Source organism: Fastidiosipila sanguinis (genome assembly GCF_002998295.1).
Classification (GTDB): Bacteria; Bacillota; Clostridia; order Saccharofermentanales; family Fastidiosipilaceae; genus Fastidiosipila; species Fastidiosipila sanguinis.
Window position 1 is genome coordinate 643,549 of the sequence record NZ_CP027226.1, and the last position, 25,810, is coordinate 669,358.

A 25,810-nucleotide genomic window follows, 5' to 3' on the forward strand; every position below is an offset into this window, starting at 1 on the left:
TGATCTTTTATAATTAATTATTGTTATTAATCATAATCCATTCCACCTATGATGTTCATAACACCCGTTTCACACTTTGGACAACAATTATCACTTGATAGAGGATCAAGAAGAAGTTTTAATTCAGTTTTGCATCTTCCACATTTAGGTATTGGATCTAGGAAATGTATTCCTTTTATGTCAAAAATTTTATCTTCATCGGGAGAAATGGCAGTTTCGATAACATAAAGTAATTTTCTGGACTTCCATTCCTTACAAATAGGACATAAAAAAGTAGCATAAGTACTCAAGTGATGACCAGATTTTAATAATTCTTTGATCTTTTCTGGAGCATATATATTTCCAGCTAATATATCTTCTTGTAAGTCCATTTTTTTAGAAAATTCCATCATGCTATAACCTTCAGCTAGACTAAATTGATATTGGCATGATTTATTACTACATTTAAGATAATAAACACTTCCCATATAACTTCCCTCCTACAACTAGTAAAAAATAAATAACTAGTTTAAGCTATTATCTACAAAAAAACTTCGACTGCCATCATTTATTTTAACACGAGTGATCATTTCATTTTGTCCGACATATATATAATCTTTAACTTTAACAATACTATTGACATTTGGTAAATCAAAATTCCATCTTTTTAGAATTTTACAATTTCCTAATTTATCAATCTGAAATAACATAGTTGTATCATGAAGTTCATAATTATTATTTGGTTTAGGAAAAAATCTATATCCACTTGCTATAAGAACTATACCTTTATCATTCACCCAGCGACCAAGATATCTTAGGTTGGAATTATTATAGTTATCATAAAGAATTAGCATATCGATATTTTTGTCAATTCTTATAATTTTCAAATGACCTACCATCATATGAAGGAGATTAGAAATTGCATATGAATATTCACCTAGGTCAAACATGTCACAAAAATTCCCTTCAATAAGATTGTCTTCATAATTTGGATAAATATATTTTTCATTGCTGCTTTCTGAAATATCAGGAAAATCATTTACTCCAAGCCAACTATGAAATTCTCCATTATTATAGTTATTAAAAGTGCCAAATTGAGTCGTGAATTTTTTCGGTTCCTCAACATATAGATAATTCAAATTATCGTTCAAGCGCCATAAAATTTGATCACCTTCTGCCTTTACTTCATAAGGTATCTTTTGTTTGAATATATCTAAGTTGGTATATCTATCTGTTACAGTTTTTAATTCTGAGAGTGATTTCCATTCTGATAAGTATTTTGCCATTTAAGTCACCATATTATTTATTATGTTAAAACTGGAAAAAGTTCATTAAACTAACTTTTGTGTCTTGGACCAATTAAATAGTTGTTTGGTTAATTTCCAGAGCATAGCACCTATAAAATACAAAATTATGCCTATAGCCACGCATATAAAGAGTTCAGTTAAATTTCCAAAATCATAGTTAAACATTCTAACAAACCCAAGATTTATTCCAAACATCTTTAATACAAAATTAAATATCCCAGCGATTAATGTTATAACTCCACTTGCCATAAAAGCTAGTCCACATATACCTGTGATAGGAAATATGAAGATCCACAATAAGGTAGTTATAATATAAAATTTAAAATTTTTCATATGATTACTCCCAACAATCTAAATAAAATTGTATAAAAGATATTTCGTTATCCTTATTATATATCATTACTAGTTCGGTTTAAATTTCTTGTTTTATTTTCAGTTAGTTTCTTCCAAGTGCTTTGTTATTTATTCTTAGATATTATTGTCTTTTCTTCTTTTGATTAAAACTAAACCACTAGCTAGAGTTAATAGAGCTATTGCTATTCCTAATAAAGAATCAGTACCAGTTTTAGCAGTTTTCATTTCTTTTGATCAACTGTCATGCAAAAACATTAAAAGCACGTAAAAAACCAGGAAAATAAAAATCAGGAGAATGCGGAAATCAAAACTAAAAACCACATTCTTCTGACCAATTTCCAATCAACTACCGGTTTTTACTTATCACGCAACTTACCAACTTGCGTAAATTCCTTATCCCCAATACACATCTTCTTATCAGTGAACTTTACTCGCATCATTCTGCTAATGATATGCTCATCCGTTATCAGCACAAAAAATTGCTTTCCTTTTTTATTCACCAAGTAATACTGTTCACTGCCAATACTCTCTACTGCTTTACCGAAGGCAAACGTATAAAACAAAGGAATACCATCGAAGAAAGTAGTAATCCACCCGATAAAATTATCCATAAACTTTTCAGACGAATCTGGAAAAAACTTCGTCACCGTGAGCATAATAATTTCGGCGTCTGCATATTCATCGCGAATAATTTGTTCCTTTATCTTGATTTTTTTACGAACACCTAATTTTGCATTTAGACCATAATTCGCTAAATCAATAGGCTTCTTAATGATTGACAAATCAATTGCATTGTCTTTATCCAACAAATAGTCGACAGTAACACCCAGCGCATCCGCAATCACCTTCAAATTTGCAACATCCGGCAGACCAAAACCACCTTCCCATTTCGCTACCGCAGCACGCGAAACCATAATCATTTCAGCAAGTTCTTCTTGAGTTAAACCCGCTTCCACGCGCGCATTTCTGATTTTTTCTCCTAACAACATCGTATAACTCCTTTCATTGGCTATTAAGTTTTCATTCTTAATAATTATTTGTTTTGCTCGTAATGCAATTAATAATCACACTGAGTAATTACATGTTATCTAGCAACATATGAATAGAGAAGGAACGAACGAGAACACAAGCGTTACGAATCGTAACATGGAATTTTCTTAGCACACGCTTACATAATTATGTGAAAATAGCTGTTTCAAAAAAAATTTATATAAAACTTAACAGAGAACGTACAAAATCCAAGGTGCACGAGCCATACAACACAAGGCACCAAAGACGGATATCCACCTCATTGCTCTACGCTCATTCATGCCAATCCCCAACAACTAACGTACGGAATAAGGCAACAGAAACATACGCTTGTTGTCAAGCGCATATCAGAATCGACAAACGCAATGAACAAAGCGCGCAACAGCAACTGCTAATCCACTTTTGACAGCAATACTAGAGTCTCAACTTGTTTATTATTGTCCAAACTTATATTCAAGTCATCGTCTATAATTGGGAGCTTGAAAGTAATTGATTTTAGCCATTGTCCGTTAGGTTGTTTTTCTTCATAAACTTGAATTTCAGAAATCAAAGCTGTAATTAACTGCCTACGCTCTACATCATTCATGACTTTATAGAGTTTATCAAAATAGATCAGAACCTTATATATATTATCTCCTGTAAGTTTTTCAGCTTCAATAGTCTGTTTCTTTGCTTTCGCATCAATTAGTGATGATTCTAATTCATCTATTTTGTCATACATACGATATAGTCTATCATCTAAATCATGTTTCCTTCTCTTATAATGCTTATCTTCAACATCTAAATTATCTATTTCCTCAATTAGCTTAAACTTTGTAGAATGACTCTTCCTCAATTCCTTTTGGTAATTATCTATTTCTTTTCTATTTCAGAGGTGTCCACCTTCATGTTGATTTTTTCTTGCATCTTAGAAGCAAATTTCGGATTACTTACAATCTTGACAATCACCTCTGCAACAGCATCATCTAACAATTCTTCTCTAATTTGCTTACGGAATGTACACTTATGACCTCTTATCATCTGCCTATGTTTACAACCATAGTAATAAAAATCTTTATATTTTGTGCCATCTTTCTTTTTCTTAGTACACTTGTTTCCAAACATTCCCACTCCACATATAGGGCATTTTACAATTCCAGAAAGCAAGTGTGTGCGTGTATCTTTTCCTTTATTCACATGCTCATATTTCTTTGCTTGAGATTTTAGCTTAACCTGAGCAGCTTGCCAAACTTCATCGGAAACTATAGCTTCATGTATCCCTTCAGATATTAGATACTCATCTTGTTCAACCTGCTTATATTCATTTCTTGTACCATGAACTTTTTCTAAAGTTCTTCTTCCAAATGCTATTTTCCCATTATATACAGGATTCTTTAATATCTTTCTTATAAGACCTGCATCAAACAAAGGATTCTTTCCATTCTGTCTTGGGATTTTTCTAATTCCATGATTCTCTAAGTATTTAGATAGCCCATTGGCTCCTATCGTAGTATTTACATACTGATCGAAAATCGTCCTTATGGCAACTGCCTCTTCCTCATTTATAAACAACTTTCCATCTTCAAGTTTATATCCATACGGAGCAAAGCCACCATTCCATTTTCCTTCCCTTGCTTTTTGAATTCGACCTTCCATTGTTTGAATACGAATGTTTTCTCTTTCTATTTCAGCCACAGCTGATAAAACAGAAATCATTAGTTTCCCAGCATCTTTAGATGAATCAATGCCATCTTCAACACAGATAAGATTAACTCCATAATCCTGCATTATCTGAAGTGTAGAAAGAACATCAGCTGCATTTCTTGCAAATCTTGATAACTTAAACACAAGAACAAAAGATACTCCATCTTTTCCAGATTTTATATCTTCCATCATTCGATTGAACTGTTTTCTACCTTCAATAGACTTGCCAGACTTTCCGGCATCTTCATACTCTCCGACAATTTCGTAATCGTTGTAAATAGCAAAAGCTTTCATTCGTGATTTTTGTGCCTCTAACGAATATCCCTCTATCTGTATTGACGTAGATACTCGTGTATAGAGGTATACTTTTATTTTTTCTTTTGACATAGCATTAACCTCAATATATCTTTTCTATATCATATATAAACTTTGATTTTTGAATTTAAGTTTGGACTATCATTTCAAGTATATTATAACACTTTTATTAGTCCGTCTCAATTTGTGTTTTTGCCATGTCAAAACTATTTTTCATCTCTTGATTTTTTGCTGGCGTTGGATCGGGCAGATTATCTAAATCTAAAGCACCAGCATATTTTGCAATCAGATTTGCTATTAAATCAGCCAATCCATTCCAGTCATTGTCCAATATATACCTCCTCTAAAGTTTTATATCTAATAATTATTTGTTTAATTAAGTTTTACGACATTGACAAGTGCTTTGGATTAGCAACATAGGAATCTCACCTCCGCCTCTATTCCGGATGAGCCGGCTTCAACCTTAGAAGTATCATTATCCTCATTTTCTTCATAGCAGATAGGGTATCCCTCCCTATATTCAAACACTTACTTATCGCTCACTTTCTTCTTCCCTTGCTTTTATCTTAGCAATACTTGTTATTCCAAATTATTCAGCAGAAAGATCTTGGCGGATAGGTTATTACGCTCCAAAAATAATTAACGTCTTGTCTTGGTCTATTCAATTGTTAAGGTTCAAAATTTATCGAGAGTTATTAATCTTTTTAAAATTTGACCATCAGAAAATATTTATCTTGATGAAACAAAATTCTATAAATTACTCTCTTATACTTAACAGTGAAAAGAAGCCTTTCTTGGTAACCAATTTTGAAATAGAATTTGCTTATATAAAAAAGGTCCAATTCCCACTGCATAAGTAGCAGTGAAAATTAGACCCTCTTGGTAATTGTCATCTAAAAGTCTTCTAGCATTTCTTTAATTTTCTAATCGCCTTTTAAGTGTCATATTTACATTTTTATTATCTCTGGCATACTTTTATACCTTTTTAGACTTAAAGTCTTTAATAGTGGCTTTCCACCTCTTTTTATCTATAAAGATTCTCCTACATCATAGTTCATTTTTTTATTTAAACCTTTCTGTCTTAGTTTGTCTTTATCTTTGTCATACCAATTTAGGATTGTCGCATAGTGGTTTTGATAGGTCTTTCCACTGCTTTCCATGTATCTTGATAGTTTATTTATCATTATTTCTGTGTGTGAGTTTAATTTTTCTTTAAGATTTTTATATTCTTCTTTGCTTAGCCTTACATTTTTGTATTCTCCATAAAAGATGGGGGTGGACTGTTCTTCTCTCCCCTTATCTATACTAACCTTATCTAATCTACCCTTACCTATACTGGGTTGACCACTTGACAACCTTTGGTTAACCAGATGACAACCAACTTTTTCTTCTGAAATATATGCTCCATTTTCCGTTTGATAAAGCTGCTGTTTCTGCTCTATATACATTGTTGGCTTATATCTGTCTTTTCTAATAAAGTTATTTATCTTCCAATGAGTAATGACTATAATTCCCTGATCAAAAACTATCAAAAAGCCTTTGGCAATAAGTATTTTTAGGTCATCTTCATTTGCTCCTATGATTTTGATGATTTTCTTAGGATTATTTACAAACCCGTCATCATCTGCTCGCATTGATAGATGAAAATACAGGCATTGACTACTTAGTGGCATATCCAAAAATAAGTCGCTATCCACTATCTTTAGTGAAAACATTCTTTTATCTGCCATGCTCTCCTCCCTTTCTTCAAAAAAAAAAAAAAAAAGACGATAGTTTTTACTTCTACCGCCTTGCGTACATTTATTATGTTTTCAAAATTTATTTTAGTTCATTTTCAATTTCTTCTATGGTTGGTAATGCTCCTTTTAACCTTTCAGGAATTAAGTTTTGTAGTTGATATTCTGAAATTCCAATAGGCTCTCTTGAGCTTTCAGAAGCATATTTTGCCAATACATTATCCTTTGTCTTACAGATTAAAAGACCTATTGTTTGATTATCTCCATCTCCCTTTAATATATGGTTAACAGATGTTACATAGGTTCCAAGTTGCCCTATATCCGCAGGTTTAAATGCGGAAATTTTAACCTCCACAACTACATAGCAATGAAGCTTAATGTTATAGAATAACATATCAATAAATTCTTCTGAATTCCCAACTACAAGTCTATATTCTCTGCCCACGAACGAAAAGCCTGTTCCTAGCTCCAATAAGAATTTTTGAATATTATCCATCAAAGCGTCTTTCAATTCTTTTTCATCATAATTTTGCCTTATAGCTATAAAGTCAAAATTATACGGATCTCTTGTCATTTCATTAGCTAAATCACTTTGGGTTGCAGGCAAATTATTTGTGAAATTTGTTATTGCTTTTCCTTGTCTCTCAAACAGATCTGTATCCAAGAAATTTAAAAGCACAGCTCTACTCCAGCTATTTTCTAATGTCTTAGATATAAAGAAAAATGCTTTATTCAAATTTCCCTCACATCTATCCATAATATATCTTTGATGTCCCCATGGGATACTAAAAATCATATTAAAATCTCCAACGACTTTAGATATTTGTAAATCGTCCACAGCTTGTGGACGATTTAATGGCGAATACATTTCATAAAATTTTTTCATATATTTTAAATTAGTAACAGAAAATCCTTTAACATTTGGAATTTCATTTTTTAAATCCGAACTTAATTTTTTATAGAATCCGCTTCCCCATCTGCTTTCTGCCTTTAAGCTAATAATTTCTTCTCCTAAACTATAATAAAACTTTAGCATTTCAGAATTGACCGAAACTGCTGCTTTAAGTTGCCTGCTTGTATATGATTTTTTTATTTTCTCAAGCATTTTTATATATTCACTATCTCCTACAATAGCTAAATCTTTTTTATCCATTCTCATCACTCCAATCTGATTCTTTTTATTTTATTCTATCTCTTTCACCAATGGTGGGAGTTTTAATCTTTTTATCACAATCAGCTTACGGTAAACAAGCTAATTTTATCATTACACATTTAGTTTAATTAATGTGATTATACCAAAAATGTTAAATCTTTTCTATCTCCCCCTCTCTCTTTATCTATCTCTATATCTATCTCTATCTCTTGTCGGACATGGGTTGGACTCATTAAGGACAATGTCCTCTGTTTATTTTGTCTGTGAAAAATTCTTCTTTCAATTTTATCCAATAATATCTTTTGTTTGTTGCCATATCTGCTCCTTTCTTGATTTTCGATAATCGAAATTCTTGATTTCCGATTTTCGGAAGTCTTGTTATTTTGGTTATTTAAGGGTGTAACTTTTCGTTACTCCCTTAGATTTCTCTGGTCATATCTTTTTTGTTTGGTTTTACTTTTTCTTTTACTTTTCTTTTTACTTTCTCTTTTGTCTTATCCTTGTTCTTGGATAGGTCTTTGTATTTCTTTATTTGTTTTAAGATACTTTCTTTTTCTTTTTTATTTTCTTTGGCTATGACTTGCTTAAAGGCATATTCCATTACTTTTATGTCTTTGGCTTGGAAGAATATTTCATAGTTTTGGTTTTCTTTGTTTTTCATTACTGAAAAGCTTACTCCAAATTTTTTTAGTTCTTTTTTTAAGTCTTTGAGGTCGCTTTGATCTATGCTTATATTTTCTAGTTGTCCTTTTTTGTAGAGGTCTTTTATTTTCATTTCATCGCCCATAAGACTTTTTAGGTTGCCATTTGCTTTTTCTAAAGTATCATTCATCTTTTTTCTTATTTTTTTGTCTAAGTTGATTGATTCTTTTGCTGCCTTTATTGTGTATGATATTATGGTTTGTGCTGCTTGACCTGCTTCTTTGCTTATTTCTTCGTTTATCATGTTTTATCTCCTTTGTTTGAAATAAAAAAAGGGAAGTATAGGCTTTAATTTTTCTATACTTCCCTTTGATTGTTTTTATTTGGTTGTTCTTGGTGGTGGAATGCTTTATTTTGATGTTTTTATATATTTCTTAGGTATTTGTACCTTTTATTGTTTTTCTGCTCTTATTTTGCTTTTCCACCTTTAGTAGTTTATGTGTGTTCTTTTATCTGATAGATAGTTTTTCATGTTGGAATATATAATCTGTATTTCTTCATTGTTCATTGCTTTTATTTCTTCTGTGCTTTTATATGTTTTGTATGTTCCGTCTTGATCTGCTTTTATGAGTTCATCTATTAACTCTTGCCTTTTATTCATCTCTATTACCTCCTAGATCTGCCTTTAGTTGTTTGGTCATATTATAGCTTGGATAAGATATTTTTACCAGGTCTTATCTTTCTTGATTTTTGTAATAGTCTTTGGTCATTTGTCTTTTTTTATTAAAGTTATCACTATCTTGCTTATACTCTTTTATCTTTTTTATGATACTTTCTTTTTCTCCTCTCTTGATTGCCTTGTCAATTTCTATTGATAAGTCGATACCATATTCTTCATTGACTACTTCTACTGCATATTTAATATGATTTATTTCCTTGTATCTTTCCCTTATTTTTTCTGACTCTGTATTTAATTTACTGATTTCATCTTCTAAGTTTTTAATTTCTCCTAACCATTCTTTTTCTCTTAAATTTTTCTTTCCACTAATTTTTTCAATTAAGGTTCTTGCCCTTATATATTGGTCTATTTCCTTTTGATTATTCTTGTAGAAGCTTTCTTTGAATATTTTCTTGCTTTCATATTCTTGGTAGGTTGCTTTTGTTTTTCTTACAGTCTTTGCATAGGCTAAACACTTGTTAAGGTCTTCTATCTTTTGACTATTTTCTTTTATGGTCTTATATATTTCAGAGTTTTTACTTCTTAGGGCGCTTATATGCCCTTGTAAGTCTGATATGGTTTTTATTTTATTTTCTCTTAGATAATTTATTCCACTTGCATATCTTTTTAGATCATAGATTGCTTTGTTTCTTTTCCCATAAAATGATAATTCAGCTCTATTATTTTCTTGCATTTCTTGATAGAAGCTTAAATATTCATAGAGGTTAAAGAGTCCTGATTCATTTTCTATTTGCTTTTTACTTTGGTCTTTATATTCCCTATATGATTCTTTTAGCTTATATTTGAAGCCTGCTAGCCAGGATGTTATTTTCTTTATTTCATTGCCTATATTTTTTAATAGTTCATTCTGTTTTTTTATTTCACGATTTATATCTCCTTTTTCTGTTCTTATTCCTTTTCTTTCCATTGCACTAGCACTTGCTCCTAGATGTATTGTTGGTATTTGTTTTATGCCTTGTCTTTTAAAACTCCTATGGTCTACTCTTTTTTCTATATTATTTTTTGCTAGATATTCATTGCAAAGATCTGAAAAATTTTCTCTCCATTTTTCTACATTGCCCTTATCATTCCAGGTTGTTAGTTCTACTTTTCTTGTCTTTGGTTTTCCATTTTTGTTTAATACTTTTTCTCCTTTTTCATCTAGAATATATTCTTTTTTACTTTTTTGCCCCCATGTTCCATCTTCATTTATTGGTCTTACTATGGTCATTATATGAGCATGAATGTTTTGATTTCCCTCTCTACTTTCATCATGAATTGCTAGGTCTACTATCATTCCCTCTTTTACAAAATTGTTTTGAACATATTCTTCTATCATCTTTTTATTTTCTTCCATGCTTAACTCTTTTGGTAATGATATGATAAAGTTTCTTGCAAGTTGGGCATTAGAGTTTTTCTCAAATAGTTCTACCGAGTTCCACAAGGTTTTTCGGTCTTTATATTCTTTTGGTGCGCGATCTGGTAAATATATTTCTTTGCTAATTACTCCTTGCTTTTTGGTGTAGTCATGGGTTACTCCGTCCCATTCATTTTTTATTTTTTCTCCACTTATATATGCTGCACTTGCTACTGCACTTTTGCCTTTTCCTCTTGATATTATGTTTACTGAAAAATGAAAACTGTCTGCCATTTTATCACTTCCTTTCTTTTTTTTGTTGTTTTAGGTGGAGGCTTAACAGATTTTTTATATCCACTTTGTGAATGAGCGTTTTGAAATGATAGAATAGAAAAAGCCGACTACTGAATTAATTTTTGTTGTTTCAGTATGTCGGCTTAATTGTTACTTTCATTTCAAATTTTAAAAGTCAAGGGCGAGCGTTAGCGAGTTTATTTACCCTTGACTTTTAAAAAGCGAATGGTTGTTGCTCCCTGCAAGAGTTTGGCTCCGCATGACGCAAGCACCCTTTAGGGTGTATAATTGCGCCCTTAGAAAATCTAATGGAGATTTAATTATTTTATTTTTCCTAATTTTCTCTCATTATTTTTAGTGTTTCTTTAAATTCTTTTGTCTTTGTTGCTTCTTCTAGTAGGATTTTTATTTCTTCATCTGTTAGTTCTTCTGCATTTTCTATAAGGCTTTCTAAGATTGCTCCTCTTGTTATTAGCCTATGGGTTCTTTCTTTTCTTCTTTTTTCTATGTCTTGTTTTAATATCTTCTTTTCTTGATTTTTTAGTTGCCTTAATCTTTCCTCTGTATCATCAATTTTATCTTTTATTTCTTTTGATTCTTGTCTTAGTTGCTCTAACTTTTTCATATATAACTCCTTTCTTGTATTAAAAAAAGACGATAGATTTTTTACTTTCTATCGCCTTTAATTCTATTATTTACTTTTTCATTATGACACTTATTTCATACTTCAAATTTTGAAAAGCAATAGTTTCCTAATAATGTGGACACTATTATAATCAAAACACATGGAAGAAACATTTCTGTCAAAATATTTATATTATCAATCGGAGCAATGGCATTTATTTTCATTAGAGTAAATTTCCCAAATGCTTCTATATTTATATTTATTTTATTAAATATATTTATTAACATACTTATAATATCCTTTTCTAAGAATACAAAGGCTAATGATCCTAAAATTCCTGCTATATGATTTTTAAAACTCATTGAAAGAAATACCACAATGCTAGTTAAAGCCATATATACTATTACTCCCCTCCTTATGATAAAAATAAACTTGCTAAAATCTATAGATTTACCAAGGATTACAGAAACAAAATATGAACTTAGTGTATACATTAAAAATATTGTTATTGCTAACATAAGGGCAAAAATGTATCTACTAATATATATTTCTGTCCTTTTTCTTCCTGAACATATATAATGTTGCCAAGTATTAAATTGATATTCTCCAGCTATAAATAAAGCTATAGCAAAAGTTACTAAAAAACCTAATCCCTTTGTATAATCTAATCCATTTAAAAGCACTTCTGACAGATCTTTATAAGTTGTAAGATTTCCAAATACAGAAATTCCTATTTTATTTCCGTTTGCTACAAAAAATGTAAATATACCCGAAAATAATATAGTTATAATAAATACAACTTGTATGTGAAAACTTTTTAAAGCTCTCAATATATCTCTTTTAATTAACATAAGTCTTTCCTCCAGCCAAAATATCACAATAAATTTCCTCAAGACTTCCCTTTTCTAGTTTTTCTTTACTTACATTTATTATTTTTGCTTGGTGTAAAATAGCGAAACTATCACATATTTTTTCTAATTGCTCAGTATTGTGGCTTGTTATAATAATTGTTTTGCCAAGTTTTTTTGATTCTTTTATTTTTTCTTTTAATATAACAGTTGATTCAATATCTAGCCCATTAAATGGTTCATCTAGTATCACTATATTAGAATTAGTTATAAAGCTAAGAGCCAATTTTAGTTTTTGAAGCATTCCTAGTGAAAGTTCATTGGCCTTCTTTCTTAACATTGATTCTAAAGTAAAGTCCTTGATTATTTTTTCAATCTCTTTTTCTCTTTCATCTTTATTTTTATAATAAAGCATAGAATAAATACTAAGGTTATCTTTTACGCTAAGGTTCATATAACAAGATGGATTACTAATAAGTGCTGCTATATTTTCATTGTCATCTGAGATTTTAACTTTTTGATTATACATTTTTAAAGGAATAAGCTTAGTAATTATTTTTAACAAAGTAGTTTTTCCAGCTCCGTTTTTTCCTAGTAAGCCATATACTTTGCCCTTTTCAAGGCTAAAAGATACATTATCTAAGACAAAATTATTCATGTATTTTTTTGTAATATTATTTACCGTAATACTATTCATAAGCACACCTCTTTTACATCGTTTTAATTGCAAGAAAACTAGCACATAATATAATTATTAGACACAAAGCTAATAATAAAAAATTTTTAATGTTACTTTTATTTTTCATAAGATTACTTCCAAACAATTTTTATACCAACAAAAATATGAACAATTAAAAGTACTGCACATACTAATAACAATGTAGATATAACACCTTTAAGCATAGATTTCTTTAATTTTTTATTCCATTCTTTAGATAGGTTTCTAATAGGATCAGCTTCAGTTAAATTTAGCTCTATGTTTTCCATGGGAAGATTTTCTTTTTTCATTTGCTTTAGAATTTCACTACATTTGCTACATTCTGATAAATGTTCATCTACTATTCTTCTACTTTCTTCACTACATACATCATCTATATATAGTGGAAGAAGATCTTCAATAATTTTACAAGAAATTTTCATTATATTCCTCCATCAACTTATTTTTTGCCCTATAAAATACTACTCTCGCCCATCCATCTGATTTGCCAAATATTTCTCCAATATTTTTGAAAGACAAGCCTGCAAAAATTCTCAAAGAAAAAACTTCCTTGTATGGTTCTTCTAACTTGCGTAAGAGAACATGAATTTTCATCACGTCCTCTTTCTCTTCAAACCTTAAAACAAAATCTAAATCAGATGTCAAGTATTCAGAGTATTCATTTATAGATACTTTTTTCTTTTCTTTTTTATAAAAATCATATAATGCATTTTTTGCAATTTGACATAACCAAGTGTATAATTTGCAATCACCTTTAAATGTTTCAATTTTTTCAAGAGCTTTAAAAAAAGTTTCTTGTGTGATTTCTTCAGCTATATGTTCATCATGACTAATGGTCAAAACATATAAATATACTTTAGAAAAATATTCTTTATATATTATTTCGTAATCATAGTCCATAAAATCACACCTTTTCTTGTTTTCTAATAGTTAGACGATTAAAAAACCAAAACGTTACAAATTTTATATTAATATTTTTACCCGCATTTCATATAAAAAAGACGATAGAGTTTTTAATTTCTATCGCCTAAAATATCCACGTTTTAATATTTTCTAATTCAATAAGTTTTTATCTCTTTGCTACAAGACCATATTTTAGTTTCAGCAACTCTGAATCTTAATATAATCACTTATTAAACTCATTAATTCTATACCTAACATCTAATATAGATATATCATCATTAATCCTAAATATCTAATTTTAGATTTTCCATTCTTTTTGAGTTCAATACGCATGATGTTATAAATAGCATCAAATATATTACACAAAGTGCAACATTTCCTCCTGACTTAGAAAATCCAAGTCTATTTAATGTAAATATTTCTATTGATACTAGCATTATAGACCCAATCAAGCCTAAAACCATCCACAAGTCACCTTTCTCTAAATCAATAAAGTACATGGCTAGGTAGAAGATTGATACTAATTGTAATATAAGACCTAATAGAACATTTAACAAAGATATTAAGTCTGAAGATCCATAATCAAAATAATGCTTACCAAGATAAATTGATATATAATTCAAAATAATCAACATCAATATAGAGAAGAGAATAATAACTACTTGACTTACATATTTTGATAGTATTATATTTTTACTTTTTATTGGTAACATGAATTCATATTTATATAATTTTAAATCATAATCTTTTCTTTGAGATAAAAGTAGCAATAAACTATTAGCGAAGATTACTACTGCAAAATACGCAAAAACAATCATTTGTATGTCAGCAAATAAATTTATTAGAATCCATACTAAAATTAAAAATGCATTCATTATAAAAATATTTTTAATGTTTTTATAATATATTTCTAACAACAAACCTTTCATATATTAGTCCTCCTTCCCTGTTAATATTAATAACATTTCATCAAAATTTGGTTTATTCACAACAAATTCTTTATACTTATTCTTTATCTTCGATATATCTTTTACTAAAATATCTGCCCTTTCAAATTCTCTTCTATATGAAATTATGTCTGTTTTATCGACTTTTTCTAAATCCGTATCATTACAACGAAGTATCCCATAGTTATATAACAATTCATCTTTTTCTTCGCTCAACACGACTTTACCATTATCCATAAAAACTATATAATCAGCTATTTTTTCCAAATCTGTTGTAATATGTGATGATATATATACCGAGTGTTCTGGGTTTTCTATAAATTCTAATAATATACATAAAATCTCATCTCTACTTACTGGGTCTAACCCTGAAGTAATTTCATCTAATATGAGAAGTTTTGTTTCATGAGACAATGCAATAGCCAACGATAACTTTTTTTTCATTCCAAATGAAAATTGCTTAGTTTTCTTGTTTATTGGCAAATTAAATCGATTCAAATAATTTTTAAAACTATCTTCTTCCCAATTACTATAATTAAATTTCATTACCTCATTTATCTCATTAGGTGTTAATAATAATGAATAGTTTGGGTCATCTAAAACAACACCTATGTGTTTTTTAATATCTATTTGATTACAATATTCAGTGCCAAATATCTCTACTTTTCCATCATCTTTTTGAAACATTCCAAGTATACAAGAAATAGTAGTACTTTTCCCTGCTCCATTTCTCCCTATATTTCCTACAATAGATCCATAAGGTACTTCAATATTTATATTTTTCAAAGAAAAATCATTTGTTTTATTCTTTTTATTTAATCCAGATACCTTTAATGCTAATTTATTTTCATATGAATCCATCATTGCCCCTCCTCATATATCTTTTTTATTAAATCTATCAAATCCTCTATTGAAATTGAACTTGATTGTATTTTCTTGACAATTTTCTTTGCTAAATCTTCCACTTCTTTATATGTTTCTATTTTTTGTAATTCAATATTTCTTGCTGATATAAAACTGCCTTTACCATGAATAGTTTCAATAAATCCATCTTTTTGTAAATTTTCATAAGCTTTTTGAACTGTAATTACAGCTACCTTAAGATTTCTAGCTAAGACTCTCATAGATGGTATAGAATCTCCAGTTTTTAAATCTTCATTCATAATTTGTTTTTTTATCTGATTTTCGATTTGTTCATAAATCGGTTCGCTAGAATCGGTATTTATAATAATATTTATAATGCACCTCCTGTTCCAGAAGTGTACTTATGTGTACTTGTTGATTTAATAATACCACCAATAAAAATTTTTTTCAACTCCCTTAATTTTCTAATTTTGAGTATAAAAAAAGACGATAGAGTTTTTAATTTCTAACGCCTAACATCTATCTGTATTAATTTTTTTCATTCAAAAAAATAGTTTCTGTTTACTTGTGATAGTCTTCTATTTTATCCTCATATTTTTTTATAAGTTCTCGTGAATAAACTTTTTTGTTTTTTGAATCTCTGACTTCTTTCCAAAGAATTGCAGCTACTTGTATTTTATTAGAGTAGTTACAACTAATTTCGTCTGCACAAAAATCCTTTAAAAATTGATTCCATTGACAAACCGAATTATTATACTTAGCATAATCTGATTTTCCATAATAAACTTTGAGCATATCTTGAATTGTAAAACTCAAATCATTTTGTCTTTTCACTTTTCTCCAAGCCGTTGCCATATCTGCAGTAAATTTGAAAGGCAAAACACCTGTTACAACAGAAAAATATTCTCTGAATTTTGAATTAAAGGAAAATCCACATTCAAGTAAAGGCATATCTAAAGTAATATAATCAACTTGTTTCTTTATGTTTTTTATTGATGACTTTTTAATCACATCACCCTTAAAGTACTGCTGAATAATATAAGTGAGTTCTTGTTTTGTACCTCTATATTCTAATCCTAATAACTTGCATATCTGTGAAAGTTCTTCACGATACCAATAGTATTTATTAAACTCATCAAACGATGTGATTTTATCAAATTTAGGTCTACCTTCTATCATTGTTTTATCCTTTCGAAAAGATCTAAATATATGAATAGGCTACTCCAATTTATCTATTTCATTATTTTCATAACACTTGAACATGACTTGCTTCTTCACAATTAAGTGATTCCTTCAAATCTTTAAAATACAGTTTTTGTTGGTTTCTTAAATATAGTCCTACAAAAGGTTTAAATGTAAATTTTTTAGAAATAATATTTTCTGTAAAATCTAATGTTGTTTTATCTCAATTCGAATAAAATTTTCCTATCCAAGTTCCTTTTATATTTGCGTTTTCAATTTCAAAAGACCAGCATTGATGTTTCATACATTCTATAACTTTAAAATTTGTTTCTATCCCATCTTTTGTAATCTCTACAAAATTCTTATCATCAATAATTTTGATATCTTTGATATCACTCCTCCAACCAAAATCACGAAGGTCAGTAACTTTATCCCATACTTTTTCTATCGGGCAATTTAATGTAACTTTGATATTTGCAACTGCCATAAAATCCTCCTAAGTAAACTTATTTATACTTTTCTATCTATAGAACTAATTTCTTCCATTTCCTAATCTTAGTCCTAAATGTTCCAAATGGTGCTACTGTGTTTACATGGATAAATTTATAAACTTCCCAAGTAGCAGTTTTGGTTGCTTCATCTGCCCATTTTCTCATATGTGGTTTAAATAATTCTTCATCTGTTAATTCATCTATCAAAAGATAAATATCTTCTATATTTTTTGTGAGTTTTTCTTTTAGTTCTTTTAACGATTTATTAGCATAGGTATCTGTAAACCATTGATATAATTCTCCAAGTTGATTCCACTTGAATTTATCTGATGGTGTTTTAACATCTATACCTTTTTTCTCATCTTCTTCCCATTTTAATACTAAAGTAGTCCAGCCCACTTGATAGGCAAGATTTTCTGCTGGTGTCCTATCAACTTCTTCTAGTCTTTTATCTTTTAGTTCTTCTGGTATATTATCAAACTCTGAAATATATTTTTCAAAAGTTTTCTTTATCTCATTTTTTAATTCTTCCTTACTTTCATAAGACCTCATATGCCTACCTCCATGGTTTATATATAGATATTATCCTACCATTCTTTATATTGAGCCTATTTTCTAATTGATACCTTGCAAGAAAGGAATAATAGCTGTTCCTATACCAAGTAGGAATGTAATAAATGCAGAAAGTCATATGCTGCCATTCTTTTCTATTCAATCATTTTGAAGTGTCTCAAGGCATCCATAATGGCTTCTTCTTTTTCAGGTGTACACTGTGGAATAATTTGTTTCTCCTTTTTAGACTTGTTGTAATGTTCTCGTAATTCTATTCCACATTTCCTTTTTATCTGTGCAATATATAATGTTGGAACTTTTAATTGAAATTTATTCCAAACATATTCTTTGATTTGAGCATATGTTGCCTTACTTTCAGCACTTGTCAAATCAAGCTCATCCAGCTCAATTTCAATATTTATATGCTTATCGACATCAAGTTTGGACAAAAGTGCTACCGTCTCCACATGCGTAGTATTCGGAAACTGATCAATAATCTCAATATTTTTAACATAAAATCCAGACTCAAGAAAAACACCCAAATCTCTCGCTAAAGTTGCTGGATTACAAGACATATACAAGACCTCATTAATTGAACTCGAAACAATACAATTAATTACTTCAATATCCAAGCCTTTTCTCGGAGGATCAACATAAACTTTATCAATTTCATGCTCAGCTACCAAATCTTCAATTAAGTCCTCAGCCTTTCCAACGAAAAATTCAACATTATTAGCATGGTTATTTATTGCATTCTTTTTGGCAGCTTCAATCGAACTTTTGACATATTCAACACCAATAACTTTTTGGAAGTTTTGAGCTAGGAAAATAGAATTAATTCCAATACCGCAATATAGATCTAATAGATTTTGCTTTGAATGACCAGAATCTTTATTAATCAAAAACTCTTCTGATTTTCTATAGATATTTTCTAAAGTATGATTATTAACTTGTAAAAATGTATGAACTCCATATGAGAAACTTATACCGGCAATATTTTCCTGTAATTCAGTTTCTTTTGTAATATATTCTGTTTTATTATTAAAAGAGTGTCTTCCTTTATCTTCAGTAAGTGCTAGCACCTTAATATTAGGATTAATTTGCAAGAGTTCAGTTAATATTTCTTTAGTGTTGCTATTAATGTCCACAACGAAAAAGTTTAACATTAACTCACCAAAAGAATTACTTCTAATGACTATTTCGCTGATATTTTCACTTAACACACCAAGTTTTAACTCAGATAAATAAGAATTATTCCATTCATAAATAAACTCATTTATGGAATCTTGGAACAAAGGATGGCCATCTATTCTCTCTAAAAAATTACTGCCTCTCCTACTCATTGAAATATATGCATTATCATCAAATTTTAAATTAACTTTATTTCTATAATGTAGCTCATGTAATGGATTTTCATTGACTTTGATAGAATTTTCTTCAATGTTAAGTTTGGCTATCTTTCTGAGTTGATCAGCAACAAGCTTTTGCTTCCAGGCTATTTGAGAAGAATAATTTAAATTAATTATAGGTGCGGCTTCACAGATTATTGAATTTGGATCTACTAAATTTCTTCTTTCAGAACTTGGATTGATAAGCTCTATCAATTCAGCTTCTAGATATCTTTTCTTAATAGTTTTTATTTGAGCAAGAACTGTGTCTCCAGGAAGTGCATAAGGCACAAAGACGGCTAAGCCATCAATGTGCCCTACTCCTTTTGCATCTTGAGTAAAATCTGAAATTTTTACTGTTATTAAATCTTTTTCTTGCATTATTTATGTGCTCGTTTTCTGTTATCTTCCCAAATAATATAATTAATATTCACTTGCGAAGAATTCTTTCATGATTCTTATAGAGAATTCATGGTCTAATACACCACCCATTTCTCTAATATTGTGCATGGATAAAATAGGAATTCCAATATCCGCACCAGGTATTGCTGTTTGTGCTTCAGCAAGTGGTCCAATGGTTGAGCCACCAAGTTTGTCTGAATGGTTATAGAAGCACTGTACAGGAGCGTTGGCGTTTTCAGCATATAGTCTGAAACGAGCAGCACTTTCACCAGTGGTATTATATGATTTTCTTGCTGCAATTTTAAGAACAGGACCACCATTTAATCTAGGTCTATTAGTTGGGTCAGCCATCTCTGGGTAATTTGGATGGGCAGCGTGAGAGACATCAGTTGAGATAATAAATGAATTAGCTAAACTTCTATAGTAATCTTCTTCACTTCCACCACAGGCAATATTTAAGCGTTTCAAGAAGTTAGCAAATAATGCACTGTCTGCTCCTCTTCCTGTCTGGCTTCCGATTTCCTCATTATCAAAGGAAACGAAAATTCTATGGAATGAGATATTGGTATCAGTACTCTCAGCTATAGCTGTTAAAGCTTGGTGTGTCATTAGTAGGTTATCTAATCTACCTAATGAATAGAACTCAGAATTTATACCAATATAAGTACCATTTTCTCTTGGATAAAGACTTAGATCATAGTCAAGAATCTCATCAGTTTCTACACCTAAATACTCTGCAATATAATCTATGAAGTCCTGAGACTCATCGCTATCCATTGCATACACAGGTTTAAGTTCTTTTTGTGGACTAATCTTATAGCCTTCATTCATAGCTCTATCCATATGAATAGCTAAACTAGGAATAATCATTAGATCTTTTTCTACATTAATTATTTCAGTTTTAATACTATTATTTTCGCCACGAAGCAAAACTCTACCAGCTACTGATAATGGTCTATCGAACCAACCTCTATAAACAAGACCACCATAAGGCTCTACGTTTAATTGTTTCAAGCCTTCACTCTTCATTTCAGGATTGTTTTTAATGCACAAAGTTGGAGAATCATTGTGTGTACCAATGATTTTGAAACCTTTAGCTTTTTCAGTTCCTACAATAAATGAGATGAAAGTTGTTCCACCGATAATTAAATAATACTTATCTCCAGGATTGAATTTCCACTCATCTTCCCATTTCAACTTTGTAAAGCCATATTTTTCAAGTTCTTTCGCTTCATTTAAACTAGCATGAAATGCTGTGGGTGAATTATCTACGAACTCAAATAATGCATCAATTCTCTTTTTAGCTTGTGGAAATTCTGTTTTGAAATCAATATTTGATTTGTTTGTGTTTTCTGAATCTGACATTATAAACTCCTTTATTAATAACTATCTTTACTTCTCTTACTCGCTTCTGCAATTTTTCTATCTATATCACGTTTCTTTGTAGTTTCACGCTTATCGTATAATTTTTTACCACGACATAATGCTATTTCAAGTTTAATTTTACTGTCTTTGAAGTAAACTTTAACAGGCATTATTGTCAGCCCTTCTTGTCTACTCTTCTCATCTAGTTTTTTAATTTCTCGTTTATGTAGTAATAATTTCCTAGTTCTGGTAGCATCATGATTAAAAATATTACCTTGCTCATATGGTGGGATGTGCCAGTTCGTTATGTAAACTTCTTCATTTCTTACTATTATGTAGCTTTCTTGCAAAGAAGTTTTCCCTTGTCGTAAAGATTTTACCTCCGTACCACGTAGAGCAACACCTGCTTCAAAACTTTCCAGAATGAAATAGTCATGTCTTACTCTTCTATTATCACTTATTATTTTTATACCACTTGATTTTGCCATAAATTCTCCATTATTTATTTTTCATAGAAGCAAAAGTTTCAATATCTAAACTTGCTTTGGCATCTAGATTCATATCAACAGGTTCATATCCTGCCTGGATCATAAATCCTCCTAGAGAAGCTATCATTAGCGCATTATCAGTACAATATTTCATAGGTGGTGCAAAGAATTTCCACCCTTTTTCAGAACACGCCTCAGTAAAGCTTGATCGTAATAAGCTATTTGCAGCAACTCCACCAGCAATAACTATTTTGTCTAAACCTGCAGTTTCTGTTGCTTTAACTGTGTGTTCTACCAATACATCTACTATAGCTTTTTGGAATGATGCGCAAAAATCAGCCTTTGAGAACTTATCCCAAACATCGATATTATCTTTTTTTGCCTGCATTTCCATTTGATTAATTAAGTTAAGAGCCGCTGTCTTTACTCCACTGAAAGAAAAATCTAATTGATTTCCACTCAGATGACTATCCGGAAATTGTAACCATTCGCTATTTGCTCCTTGAGAGATTTTATCAATCTTAGGACCACCAGGATAGCCTAAATCTATAGCTCTAGCAATTTTATCAAAAGCTTCTCCTGCAGCATCATCTCTAGTTCTACCAATAATCTTATAGTCCGTGTAATCATCTATTTGAATAATGTGGCTATGACCTCCAGAGACTACTAGGGACATAAATGGGGGCTCTAGTTCAGGAAAAGCTACAAAGTTAGCAGATATATGACCTGCGATGTGATGAGCTGCATAAAGTGGTTTACCACTAGCGTAGGCTAAAGCTTTGGCATATGAAACTCCCACTAACAAAGCTCCTATAAGTCCAGGACCATAGGTAACTGCTATAGCATCAATATCATCTAAGCTCATATTCGCTTCATCTAAAACTTTTTTTAAGACAGGAGTGATAGCCTTAATATGCTCTCTAGAAGCAATTTCAGGTACAACTCCACCAAATTTACTATGTAAATCAGCTTGAGATGCAACAACTGAAGATACTAACTTACGTCCGTCTTTAACAATTGCCATTGCTGTTTCATCACAAGATGATTCAATCCCCAATACTATCATTTAATTTCCTTCTAATGTTTATCACTTAATATTATGTATATTTTTATACCTGTATACTTTAATACTATGTATACCTTAATACTATAACGTCGTTATATTATAAACTAATTCCGCTACTACCAAAACCACCACCTCTATCATGAGGATTAGCTTCGGTAAATTCTTCAACAAAAACACTATCAGCAGTTGCATGCTTAGATAACACGATCTGGCAAATTCTATCGCCAGCTTTAATTCTATAGGATCCTGCTCTATTATCTTTTTCGTTTAAATCTAGTTGTCTAATTTTACCATCTTCATCAATGCTAGAACTTAATGGTGAAGCATTATAGACGATTATTCTTAGTTCATCTTTGTATCCTGAATCAATTGTTCCAGGTGAGTTTGGTAGTCTTAGTCGTGTTTTCAAGGAAAGTCCTGATCTCGGTCTCACCTGTATTTCATACCCTAAAGGTATATTAAGTATTAGTCCAGTTCTAACTAACGCTGATTCCTCTGGCTGTATTACTATATCTTCTGCTGCAGTAAGATCCATACCAGCATCGCCATAGTTTGCATAAAAAGGGAGATTTGCATTATCTAATATTTTCTTAATTTCTAGTTTAATTTTTTCCATAAATTCCTCTTTTATTAAAATTCTATTCTTCTAAAAAATTTTATTCATTCTACTCATCTTACTCAAAGTATAATCTTAATTTATCAATTGTAGCACTTATACGTTCTGGAATATTTCCTTGTTCTTCCAGAAACTCTACTGATTTCTCAAATCTATCTTCTGCTAGCTCTAAATCAATTTCTTGTAAAAGTTCTTTGAAAGCTTGAGTAGATATTACACAGTCTTTTAAGTTAATATCAGTATTTAAAGGTGCCAAACCAAAGAAATTTTCTTCAGTCTCAACTTTATTCTCAATTCTCTTAATAATCCATTCAATAATTCTAAAATTATCTGAACCACCCGGCCAAATATAATTAGAGTTTTCATTGATTCTATACCAATTAACTAGATAAGTTTTTGGAAGATTCTCTAATTTATCTTCATAATCTAACCAAGTATCTAGATGGTGTTCTAGTTTTTCTGCAAGAAATGGATATACGCCCATTGGATTAAACTCACGACCAAATTCACTTTCTCTATTTAAACTAGCTCCGTAGAAAACACCTTCAGCCCATGATCTCGCTTCACTAATTATTGGTACGTTATTTCTACTTTTGGTGAGGAATAAAATAGCTGATAATGGTACTCCACTTGTAAAAACTAAGCTATTGTTTAAATTTGCCTCGATCGTAACTCTTGCATTAGGGCTAAGTTTTTTCAGATTAGTGTCTTTATCAATTAAAACTATTTGATCTTTCCAATCCTTAAGCATTTTCGGAGTTTCCGAATTTTTGCCATACCACCAAGGTTGATCAAATTGATCTTTAGCAATATTTGAATATAATGCATTGGATTTTATTTCACTAAATAATTCGGGTGAATGGTTTTCATTGATATCCTTTAAGGCGTATGAGAATCCAGTCTGAGGATTAATGGCCCATAATCTACCGTCAGGACTAGTATGTAACCAAGCAATATCGTCACAAACTGTGAAAGTCTCATAACCTTCATATTCTGGGATTTCTGGAACCTTTGTTTTTGCGAGTTCTGACTTACCACCTGAACTAGGGCTAGCAGCTGCAATGTAATAGGTTTTATTTTCTGGAGTTTTTACCCCTAGAATCATCATATGTGCCGCAAGTAAATTATTAGAATTCTTATAGTCTTCTATATTATCTTCTAAGTTGCTTAGAGTTATTCCCCATGGAACTGTATTCATTACAGCTTGAGTGATATTTGTAGTATTAACACAATAAATAGATTTTTCCTCAGGAAAGACAGCATATATTGGTTTATGTAAAGGTTCAGTTTGAGTAACATGAAGTCCTTTATAAAAGTTATTAGAATCAGAAATCTGCTTCCAGGCAGTATCTCCGGCTCTACTTAGCATCAGAAGATTTAAAACAACATAAATTGAATCTGTAATTTGAACACCAGTACGAAGAAATTGTGTGTTTTCAGGGCCTAAGATGCACGGAACAACAAACATTGTCTTTCCTTTCATAGATCCAAATATAATGTTTTCTATTTGGGAATGCATTTTCTTGCTTTGCATCCACTTAAAATTTGGTAGGGCTTGCTCTGCTGAGTCGCTACAATAATATGAATTATTCTTGATCTCTTCTTTATTAATACTGTCATCAATATATCGATAACAATTATTCCAAGATTTTGAATTAATTGGGAAGATACTTGCTTCTTCAACACCCCTACTTATTAACCTTTGTCTCTCTTCTTCTGAGCCATCAACCCAATAGATGGAGTCAGGTAGTGTGATTCTAGCGATATCCTGCACCCAATTTATTATATATTGATTTGTAATGTTCATTTGTGCCTCGTTAAAATATTCCCCGTGTTTATATATCAGTTAAATTAATACCATTATTTGTTAAGAACACTAATAGCTCAGCAAAATCGTCTGCAGAGATTTCTTCAGCTCGTATATTAGGTTTTAAGTTTTTGCCCTCTATCCAAGTTTTAACAATTCCTTTTGGAACATTAGTTTCTAGGCAGTTACTCAAAGATTTTCTCCTTTGGCTAAAAGCTAATTTCAAAAGATTGTGTAGTTCATGACTATATTTACTTAAAATTTTATAGCTATAACTTTCTTTATTAGCTTCTAATAAAATTAATTCTGAATTAATTCTAGGAGCTGGATAAAAATTATTTTTACTAACCTTAAGTAAAGACTTAGATTTTCCGTAAACACTAATTAACTTGCTTAAAAAGCCTTGGTTTGTATTCTCAGTTTTGCCATCTCCTGCTTTCCCCAGGATTCTTGGAGCAGCATTATCTTCAACTAAGAGAAGCATCTTATCTGCATGGTAGAACTCTCTGATAGCTTTGGCTATTAATGTACTGGTCAAATTGTAAGGTAGATTAGAAACTAAGGCGAGTTTGTTACTGGTATCAACTGGATAAATTTCCTGCCAATCAAGTTCACTTGCATCTGCAAAGATAAAATCAAGATCCTTGTCTTCAGCTTTTGCCTGTTCTGCAACATCACTTAACAACGCTTCTAAATTTCTATCGATTTCTACTGACAATACTCTGGCAGCTCTATTACTTAAAACATAAGACAAAGTACCAGCACCTGCACCGATTTCTAATATTTCATAGTGCTCATCAATTCCAGCTTTATTAATAAATTTCTGCAAAAGATTTAAATTCCAGATGAAATTTTGACCAAACTTTTTGTTGGTTTCAATGTCGTATTCTTTAAGTAAATTTAAAAAGGAGGCTTTATCATAATTGCCTTTATTAAAGTCATAAAACTCTGAGACATACATGCTAAAACCTCCTGTATATT

Annotated in this window: 29 protein-coding genes and 1 pseudogene; all 30 read right to left on the reverse strand. The window is 30.5% G+C overall.

Going from position 1 to position 25,810, the window contains the following annotated elements:
- Positions 1-26 precede the first annotated feature (26 nt).
- Positions 27-467: a hypothetical protein gene (locus tag C5Q98_RS02700; RefSeq protein WP_106012192.1), complete on the reverse strand. Its 441-nt coding sequence runs from the start codon at positions 465-467 to the stop codon at positions 27-29.
- 36 nt (positions 468-503) lie between these two features.
- Positions 504-1,265 carry a hypothetical protein gene (locus C5Q98_RS02705; protein WP_106012193.1) on the reverse strand — a complete coding sequence of 254 codons (762 nt, stop codon included), beginning with the start codon at positions 1,263-1,265 and terminating at the stop codon, positions 504-506.
- 45 nt (positions 1,266-1,310) lie between these two features.
- On the reverse strand, positions 1,311-1,619 hold the full coding sequence (locus C5Q98_RS02710) for a hypothetical protein (protein ID WP_106012194.1): 309 nt from the start codon (positions 1,617-1,619) through the stop codon (positions 1,311-1,313).
- A gap of 135 nt (positions 1,620-1,754) precedes the next feature.
- Positions 1,755-1,865, reverse strand: a complete 111-nt coding sequence (locus tag C5Q98_RS02715) for an LPXTG cell wall anchor domain-containing protein (protein ID WP_106012195.1) — start codon at positions 1,863-1,865, stop codon at positions 1,755-1,757.
- A gap of 131 nt (positions 1,866-1,996) precedes the next feature.
- Positions 1,997-2,629, reverse strand: coding sequence for a helix-turn-helix domain-containing protein (locus C5Q98_RS02720; RefSeq protein WP_106012196.1), 633 nt, complete (start codon positions 2,627-2,629; stop codon positions 1,997-1,999).
- Between the two features lie 431 nt (positions 2,630-3,060).
- Positions 3,061-4,739, reverse strand: a pseudogene (locus C5Q98_RS02725) (recombinase family protein).
- Between the two features lie 97 nt (positions 4,740-4,836).
- Entirely contained in the window at positions 4,837-4,998 is a 162-nt protein-coding gene (locus tag C5Q98_RS02730) for a hypothetical protein (RefSeq protein ID WP_000368174.1), read from the reverse strand.
- A gap of 697 nt (positions 4,999-5,695) precedes the next feature.
- Entirely contained in the window at positions 5,696-6,397 is a 702-nt protein-coding gene (locus C5Q98_RS02735; RefSeq protein WP_106012197.1) for a replisome organizer, read from the reverse strand.
- A gap of 88 nt (positions 6,398-6,485) precedes the next feature.
- Positions 6,486-7,556 carry a PDDEXK nuclease domain-containing protein gene (locus C5Q98_RS02740; RefSeq protein ID WP_106012198.1) on the reverse strand — a complete coding sequence of 357 codons (1,071 nt, stop codon included), beginning with the start codon at positions 7,554-7,556 and terminating at the stop codon, positions 6,486-6,488.
- Positions 7,557-7,974: 418 nt separating this feature from the next.
- The gene (locus C5Q98_RS02745; RefSeq protein WP_106012199.1) at positions 7,975-8,502 is read right to left on the reverse strand and encodes a DUF3801 domain-containing protein; all 528 of its coding nucleotides are present in this window, start codon (positions 8,500-8,502) and stop codon (positions 7,975-7,977) included.
- A gap of 183 nt (positions 8,503-8,685) precedes the next feature.
- A complete protein-coding gene (locus C5Q98_RS07725) occupies positions 8,686-8,859 on the reverse strand; it encodes a hypothetical protein (protein ID WP_019035175.1) in 174 nt (57 codons plus the stop codon).
- A 73-nt stretch (positions 8,860-8,932) separates the two neighbouring features.
- Positions 8,933-10,567, reverse strand: a complete 1,635-nt coding sequence (mobQ, locus tag C5Q98_RS02750) for a MobQ family relaxase (RefSeq protein ID WP_106012200.1) — start codon at positions 10,565-10,567, stop codon at positions 8,933-8,935.
- A 334-nt stretch (positions 10,568-10,901) separates the two neighbouring features.
- On the reverse strand, positions 10,902-11,192 hold the full coding sequence (locus C5Q98_RS02755) for a DUF3847 domain-containing protein (RefSeq protein ID WP_106012201.1): 291 nt from the start codon (positions 11,190-11,192) through the stop codon (positions 10,902-10,904).
- Positions 11,193-11,287: 95 nt separating this feature from the next.
- Positions 11,288-12,043, reverse strand: coding sequence for an ABC-2 family transporter permease (locus tag C5Q98_RS02760; RefSeq protein ID WP_106012202.1), 756 nt, complete (start codon positions 12,041-12,043; stop codon positions 11,288-11,290).
- Positions 12,033-12,737 (reverse strand): ABC transporter ATP-binding protein, encoded by a 705-nt coding sequence (locus C5Q98_RS02765; protein WP_106012203.1) that lies wholly within the window; start codon positions 12,735-12,737, stop codon positions 12,033-12,035. Before C5Q98_RS02765 ends, C5Q98_RS02760 begins: the two co-directional genes overlap by 11 nt.
- Positions 12,738-12,850: 113 nt before the next feature.
- Positions 12,851-13,180 carry a zf-HC2 domain-containing protein gene (locus C5Q98_RS02770; protein ID WP_106012204.1) on the reverse strand — a complete coding sequence of 110 codons (330 nt, stop codon included), beginning with the start codon at positions 13,178-13,180 and terminating at the stop codon, positions 12,851-12,853.
- Entirely contained in the window at positions 13,164-13,658 is a 495-nt protein-coding gene (locus C5Q98_RS02775) for an RNA polymerase sigma factor (RefSeq protein WP_106012205.1), read from the reverse strand. Before C5Q98_RS02775 ends, C5Q98_RS02770 begins: the two co-directional genes overlap by 17 nt.
- A 287-nt stretch (positions 13,659-13,945) precedes the next feature.
- Entirely contained in the window at positions 13,946-14,590 is a 645-nt protein-coding gene (locus tag C5Q98_RS02780) for an ABC-2 transporter permease (protein WP_106012206.1), read from the reverse strand.
- Positions 14,591-14,593: 3 nt separating this feature from the next.
- Positions 14,594-15,469 (reverse strand): ABC transporter ATP-binding protein, encoded by an 876-nt coding sequence (locus C5Q98_RS02785; RefSeq protein ID WP_220271408.1) that lies wholly within the window; start codon positions 15,467-15,469, stop codon positions 14,594-14,596.
- Positions 15,469-15,849: a GntR family transcriptional regulator gene (locus tag C5Q98_RS02790; protein WP_341457369.1), complete on the reverse strand. Its 381-nt coding sequence runs from the start codon at positions 15,847-15,849 to the stop codon at positions 15,469-15,471. The genes C5Q98_RS02785 and C5Q98_RS02790 overlap by 1 nt, the downstream gene beginning before the upstream one ends.
- 184 nt (positions 15,850-16,033) lie before the next feature.
- On the reverse strand, positions 16,034-16,651 hold the full coding sequence (locus tag C5Q98_RS02795) for an SAP domain-containing protein (protein ID WP_106012209.1): 618 nt from the start codon (positions 16,649-16,651) through the stop codon (positions 16,034-16,036).
- Positions 16,652-16,877: 226 nt separating this feature from the next.
- On the reverse strand, positions 16,878-17,141 hold the full coding sequence (locus tag C5Q98_RS07790; protein WP_007894970.1) for a hypothetical protein: 264 nt from the start codon (positions 17,139-17,141) through the stop codon (positions 16,878-16,880).
- A 37-nt stretch (positions 17,142-17,178) separates the two neighbouring features.
- Positions 17,179-17,697, reverse strand: coding sequence for a ClbS/DfsB family four-helix bundle protein (locus C5Q98_RS02805; RefSeq protein WP_106012210.1), 519 nt, complete (start codon positions 17,695-17,697; stop codon positions 17,179-17,181).
- Positions 17,698-17,852: 155 nt separating this feature from the next.
- Entirely contained in the window at positions 17,853-19,466 is a 1,614-nt protein-coding gene (gene rlmD, locus C5Q98_RS02810) for a 23S rRNA (uracil(1939)-C(5))-methyltransferase RlmD (RefSeq protein ID WP_106012211.1), read from the reverse strand.
- Positions 19,467-19,508: 42 nt separating this feature from the next.
- Positions 19,509-20,852: a M18 family aminopeptidase gene (locus C5Q98_RS02815; protein WP_106012212.1), complete on the reverse strand. Its 1,344-nt coding sequence runs from the start codon at positions 20,850-20,852 to the stop codon at positions 19,509-19,511.
- Between the two features lie 14 nt (positions 20,853-20,866).
- Positions 20,867-21,340 (reverse strand): SsrA-binding protein SmpB, encoded by a 474-nt coding sequence (gene smpB, locus C5Q98_RS02820; protein ID WP_106012213.1) that lies wholly within the window; start codon positions 21,338-21,340, stop codon positions 20,867-20,869.
- A gap of 10 nt (positions 21,341-21,350) precedes the next feature.
- Positions 21,351-22,406, reverse strand: coding sequence for a tRNA (adenosine(37)-N6)-threonylcarbamoyltransferase complex transferase subunit TsaD (tsaD, locus tag C5Q98_RS02825; protein WP_106012214.1), 1,056 nt, complete (start codon positions 22,404-22,406; stop codon positions 21,351-21,353).
- A gap of 97 nt (positions 22,407-22,503) precedes the next feature.
- Positions 22,504-23,022: a dUTP diphosphatase gene (dut, locus tag C5Q98_RS02830; protein ID WP_106012215.1), complete on the reverse strand. Its 519-nt coding sequence runs from the start codon at positions 23,020-23,022 to the stop codon at positions 22,504-22,506.
- A 58-nt stretch (positions 23,023-23,080) separates the two neighbouring features.
- Entirely contained in the window at positions 23,081-24,829 is a 1,749-nt protein-coding gene (locus tag C5Q98_RS02835) for a phosphoenolpyruvate carboxykinase domain-containing protein (protein ID WP_106012216.1), read from the reverse strand.
- 28 nt (positions 24,830-24,857) lie between these two features.
- Complete coding sequence (gene rsmA, locus C5Q98_RS02840) at positions 24,858-25,790, reverse strand: 16S rRNA (adenine(1518)-N(6)/adenine(1519)-N(6))-dimethyltransferase RsmA (RefSeq protein WP_106012217.1); 933 nt, start codon at positions 25,788-25,790, stop codon at positions 24,858-24,860.
- Positions 25,791-25,810 lie beyond the last annotated feature (20 nt).

Coding starts and splice junctions, on each gene's coding strand:
- C5Q98_RS02745 (WP_106012199.1), bottom strand. CDS start 8,502: ATGATAAACGAAGAAATAAGCAAAGAAGCAGGTCAAGCAGCACAAACC.
- C5Q98_RS02765 (WP_106012203.1), bottom strand. CDS start 12,737: ATGAATAGTATTACGGTAAATAATATTACAAAAAAATACATGAATAAT.
- C5Q98_RS02805 (WP_106012210.1), bottom strand. CDS start 17,697: ATGAGGTCTTATGAAAGTAAGGAAGAATTAAAAAATGAGATAAAGAAA.
- C5Q98_RS02775 (WP_106012205.1), bottom strand. CDS start 13,658: ATGGACTATGATTACGAAATAATATATAAAGAATATTTTTCTAAAGTA.
- C5Q98_RS02710 (WP_106012194.1), bottom strand. CDS start 1,619: ATGAAAAATTTTAAATTTTATATTATAACTACCTTATTGTGGATCTTC.
- C5Q98_RS02755 (WP_106012201.1), bottom strand. CDS start 11,192: ATGAAAAAGTTAGAGCAACTAAGACAAGAATCAAAAGAAATAAAAGAT.
- mobQ (WP_106012200.1), bottom strand. CDS start 10,567: ATGGCAGACAGTTTTCATTTTTCAGTAAACATAATATCAAGAGGAAAA.
- C5Q98_RS02735 (WP_106012197.1), bottom strand. CDS start 6,397: ATGGCAGATAAAAGAATGTTTTCACTAAAGATAGTGGATAGCGACTTA.
- rsmA (WP_106012217.1), bottom strand. CDS start 25,790: ATGTATGTCTCAGAGTTTTATGACTTTAATAAAGGCAATTATGATAAA.
- C5Q98_RS02770 (WP_106012204.1), bottom strand. CDS start 13,180: ATGAAAATTTCTTGTAAAATTATTGAAGATCTTCTTCCACTATATATA.
- rlmD (WP_106012211.1), bottom strand. CDS start 19,466: ATGCAAGAAAAAGATTTAATAACAGTAAAAATTTCAGATTTTACTCAA.
- C5Q98_RS02780 (WP_106012206.1), bottom strand. CDS start 14,590: ATGAAAGGTTTGTTGTTAGAAATATATTATAAAAACATTAAAAATATT.
- C5Q98_RS02815 (WP_106012212.1), bottom strand. CDS start 20,852: ATGTCAGATTCAGAAAACACAAACAAATCAAATATTGATTTCAAAACA.
- tsaD (WP_106012214.1), bottom strand. CDS start 22,406: ATGATAGTATTGGGGATTGAATCATCTTGTGATGAAACAGCAATGGCA.
- dut (WP_106012215.1), bottom strand. CDS start 23,022: ATGGAAAAAATTAAACTAGAAATTAAGAAAATATTAGATAATGCAAAT.
- C5Q98_RS02700 (WP_106012192.1), bottom strand. CDS start 467: ATGGGAAGTGTTTATTATCTTAAATGTAGTAATAAATCATGCCAATAT.
- smpB (WP_106012213.1), bottom strand. CDS start 21,340: ATGGCAAAATCAAGTGGTATAAAAATAATAAGTGATAATAGAAGAGTA.
- C5Q98_RS07790 (WP_007894970.1), bottom strand. CDS start 17,141: ATGGCAGTTGCAAATATCAAAGTTACATTAAATTGCCCGATAGAAAAA.
- C5Q98_RS02715 (WP_106012195.1), bottom strand. CDS start 1,865: ATGAAAACTGCTAAAACTGGTACTGATTCTTTATTAGGAATAGCAATA.
- C5Q98_RS02785 (WP_220271408.1), bottom strand. CDS start 15,469: ATGGATTCATATGAAAATAAATTAGCATTAAAGGTATCTGGATTAAAT.
- C5Q98_RS02705 (WP_106012193.1), bottom strand. CDS start 1,265: ATGGCAAAATACTTATCAGAATGGAAATCACTCTCAGAATTAAAAACT.
- C5Q98_RS02835 (WP_106012216.1), bottom strand. CDS start 24,829: ATGAACATTACAAATCAATATATAATAAATTGGGTGCAGGATATCGCT.
- C5Q98_RS02740 (WP_106012198.1), bottom strand. CDS start 7,556: ATGGATAAAAAAGATTTAGCTATTGTAGGAGATAGTGAATATATAAAA.
- C5Q98_RS02760 (WP_106012202.1), bottom strand. CDS start 12,043: ATGTTAATTAAAAGAGATATATTGAGAGCTTTAAAAAGTTTTCACATA.
- C5Q98_RS02720 (WP_106012196.1), bottom strand. CDS start 2,629: ATGTTGTTAGGAGAAAAAATCAGAAATGCGCGCGTGGAAGCGGGTTTA.
- C5Q98_RS07725 (WP_019035175.1), bottom strand. CDS start 8,859: ATGAATAAAAGGCAAGAGTTAATAGATGAACTCATAAAAGCAGATCAA.
- C5Q98_RS02795 (WP_106012209.1), bottom strand. CDS start 16,651: ATGATAGAAGGTAGACCTAAATTTGATAAAATCACATCGTTTGATGAG.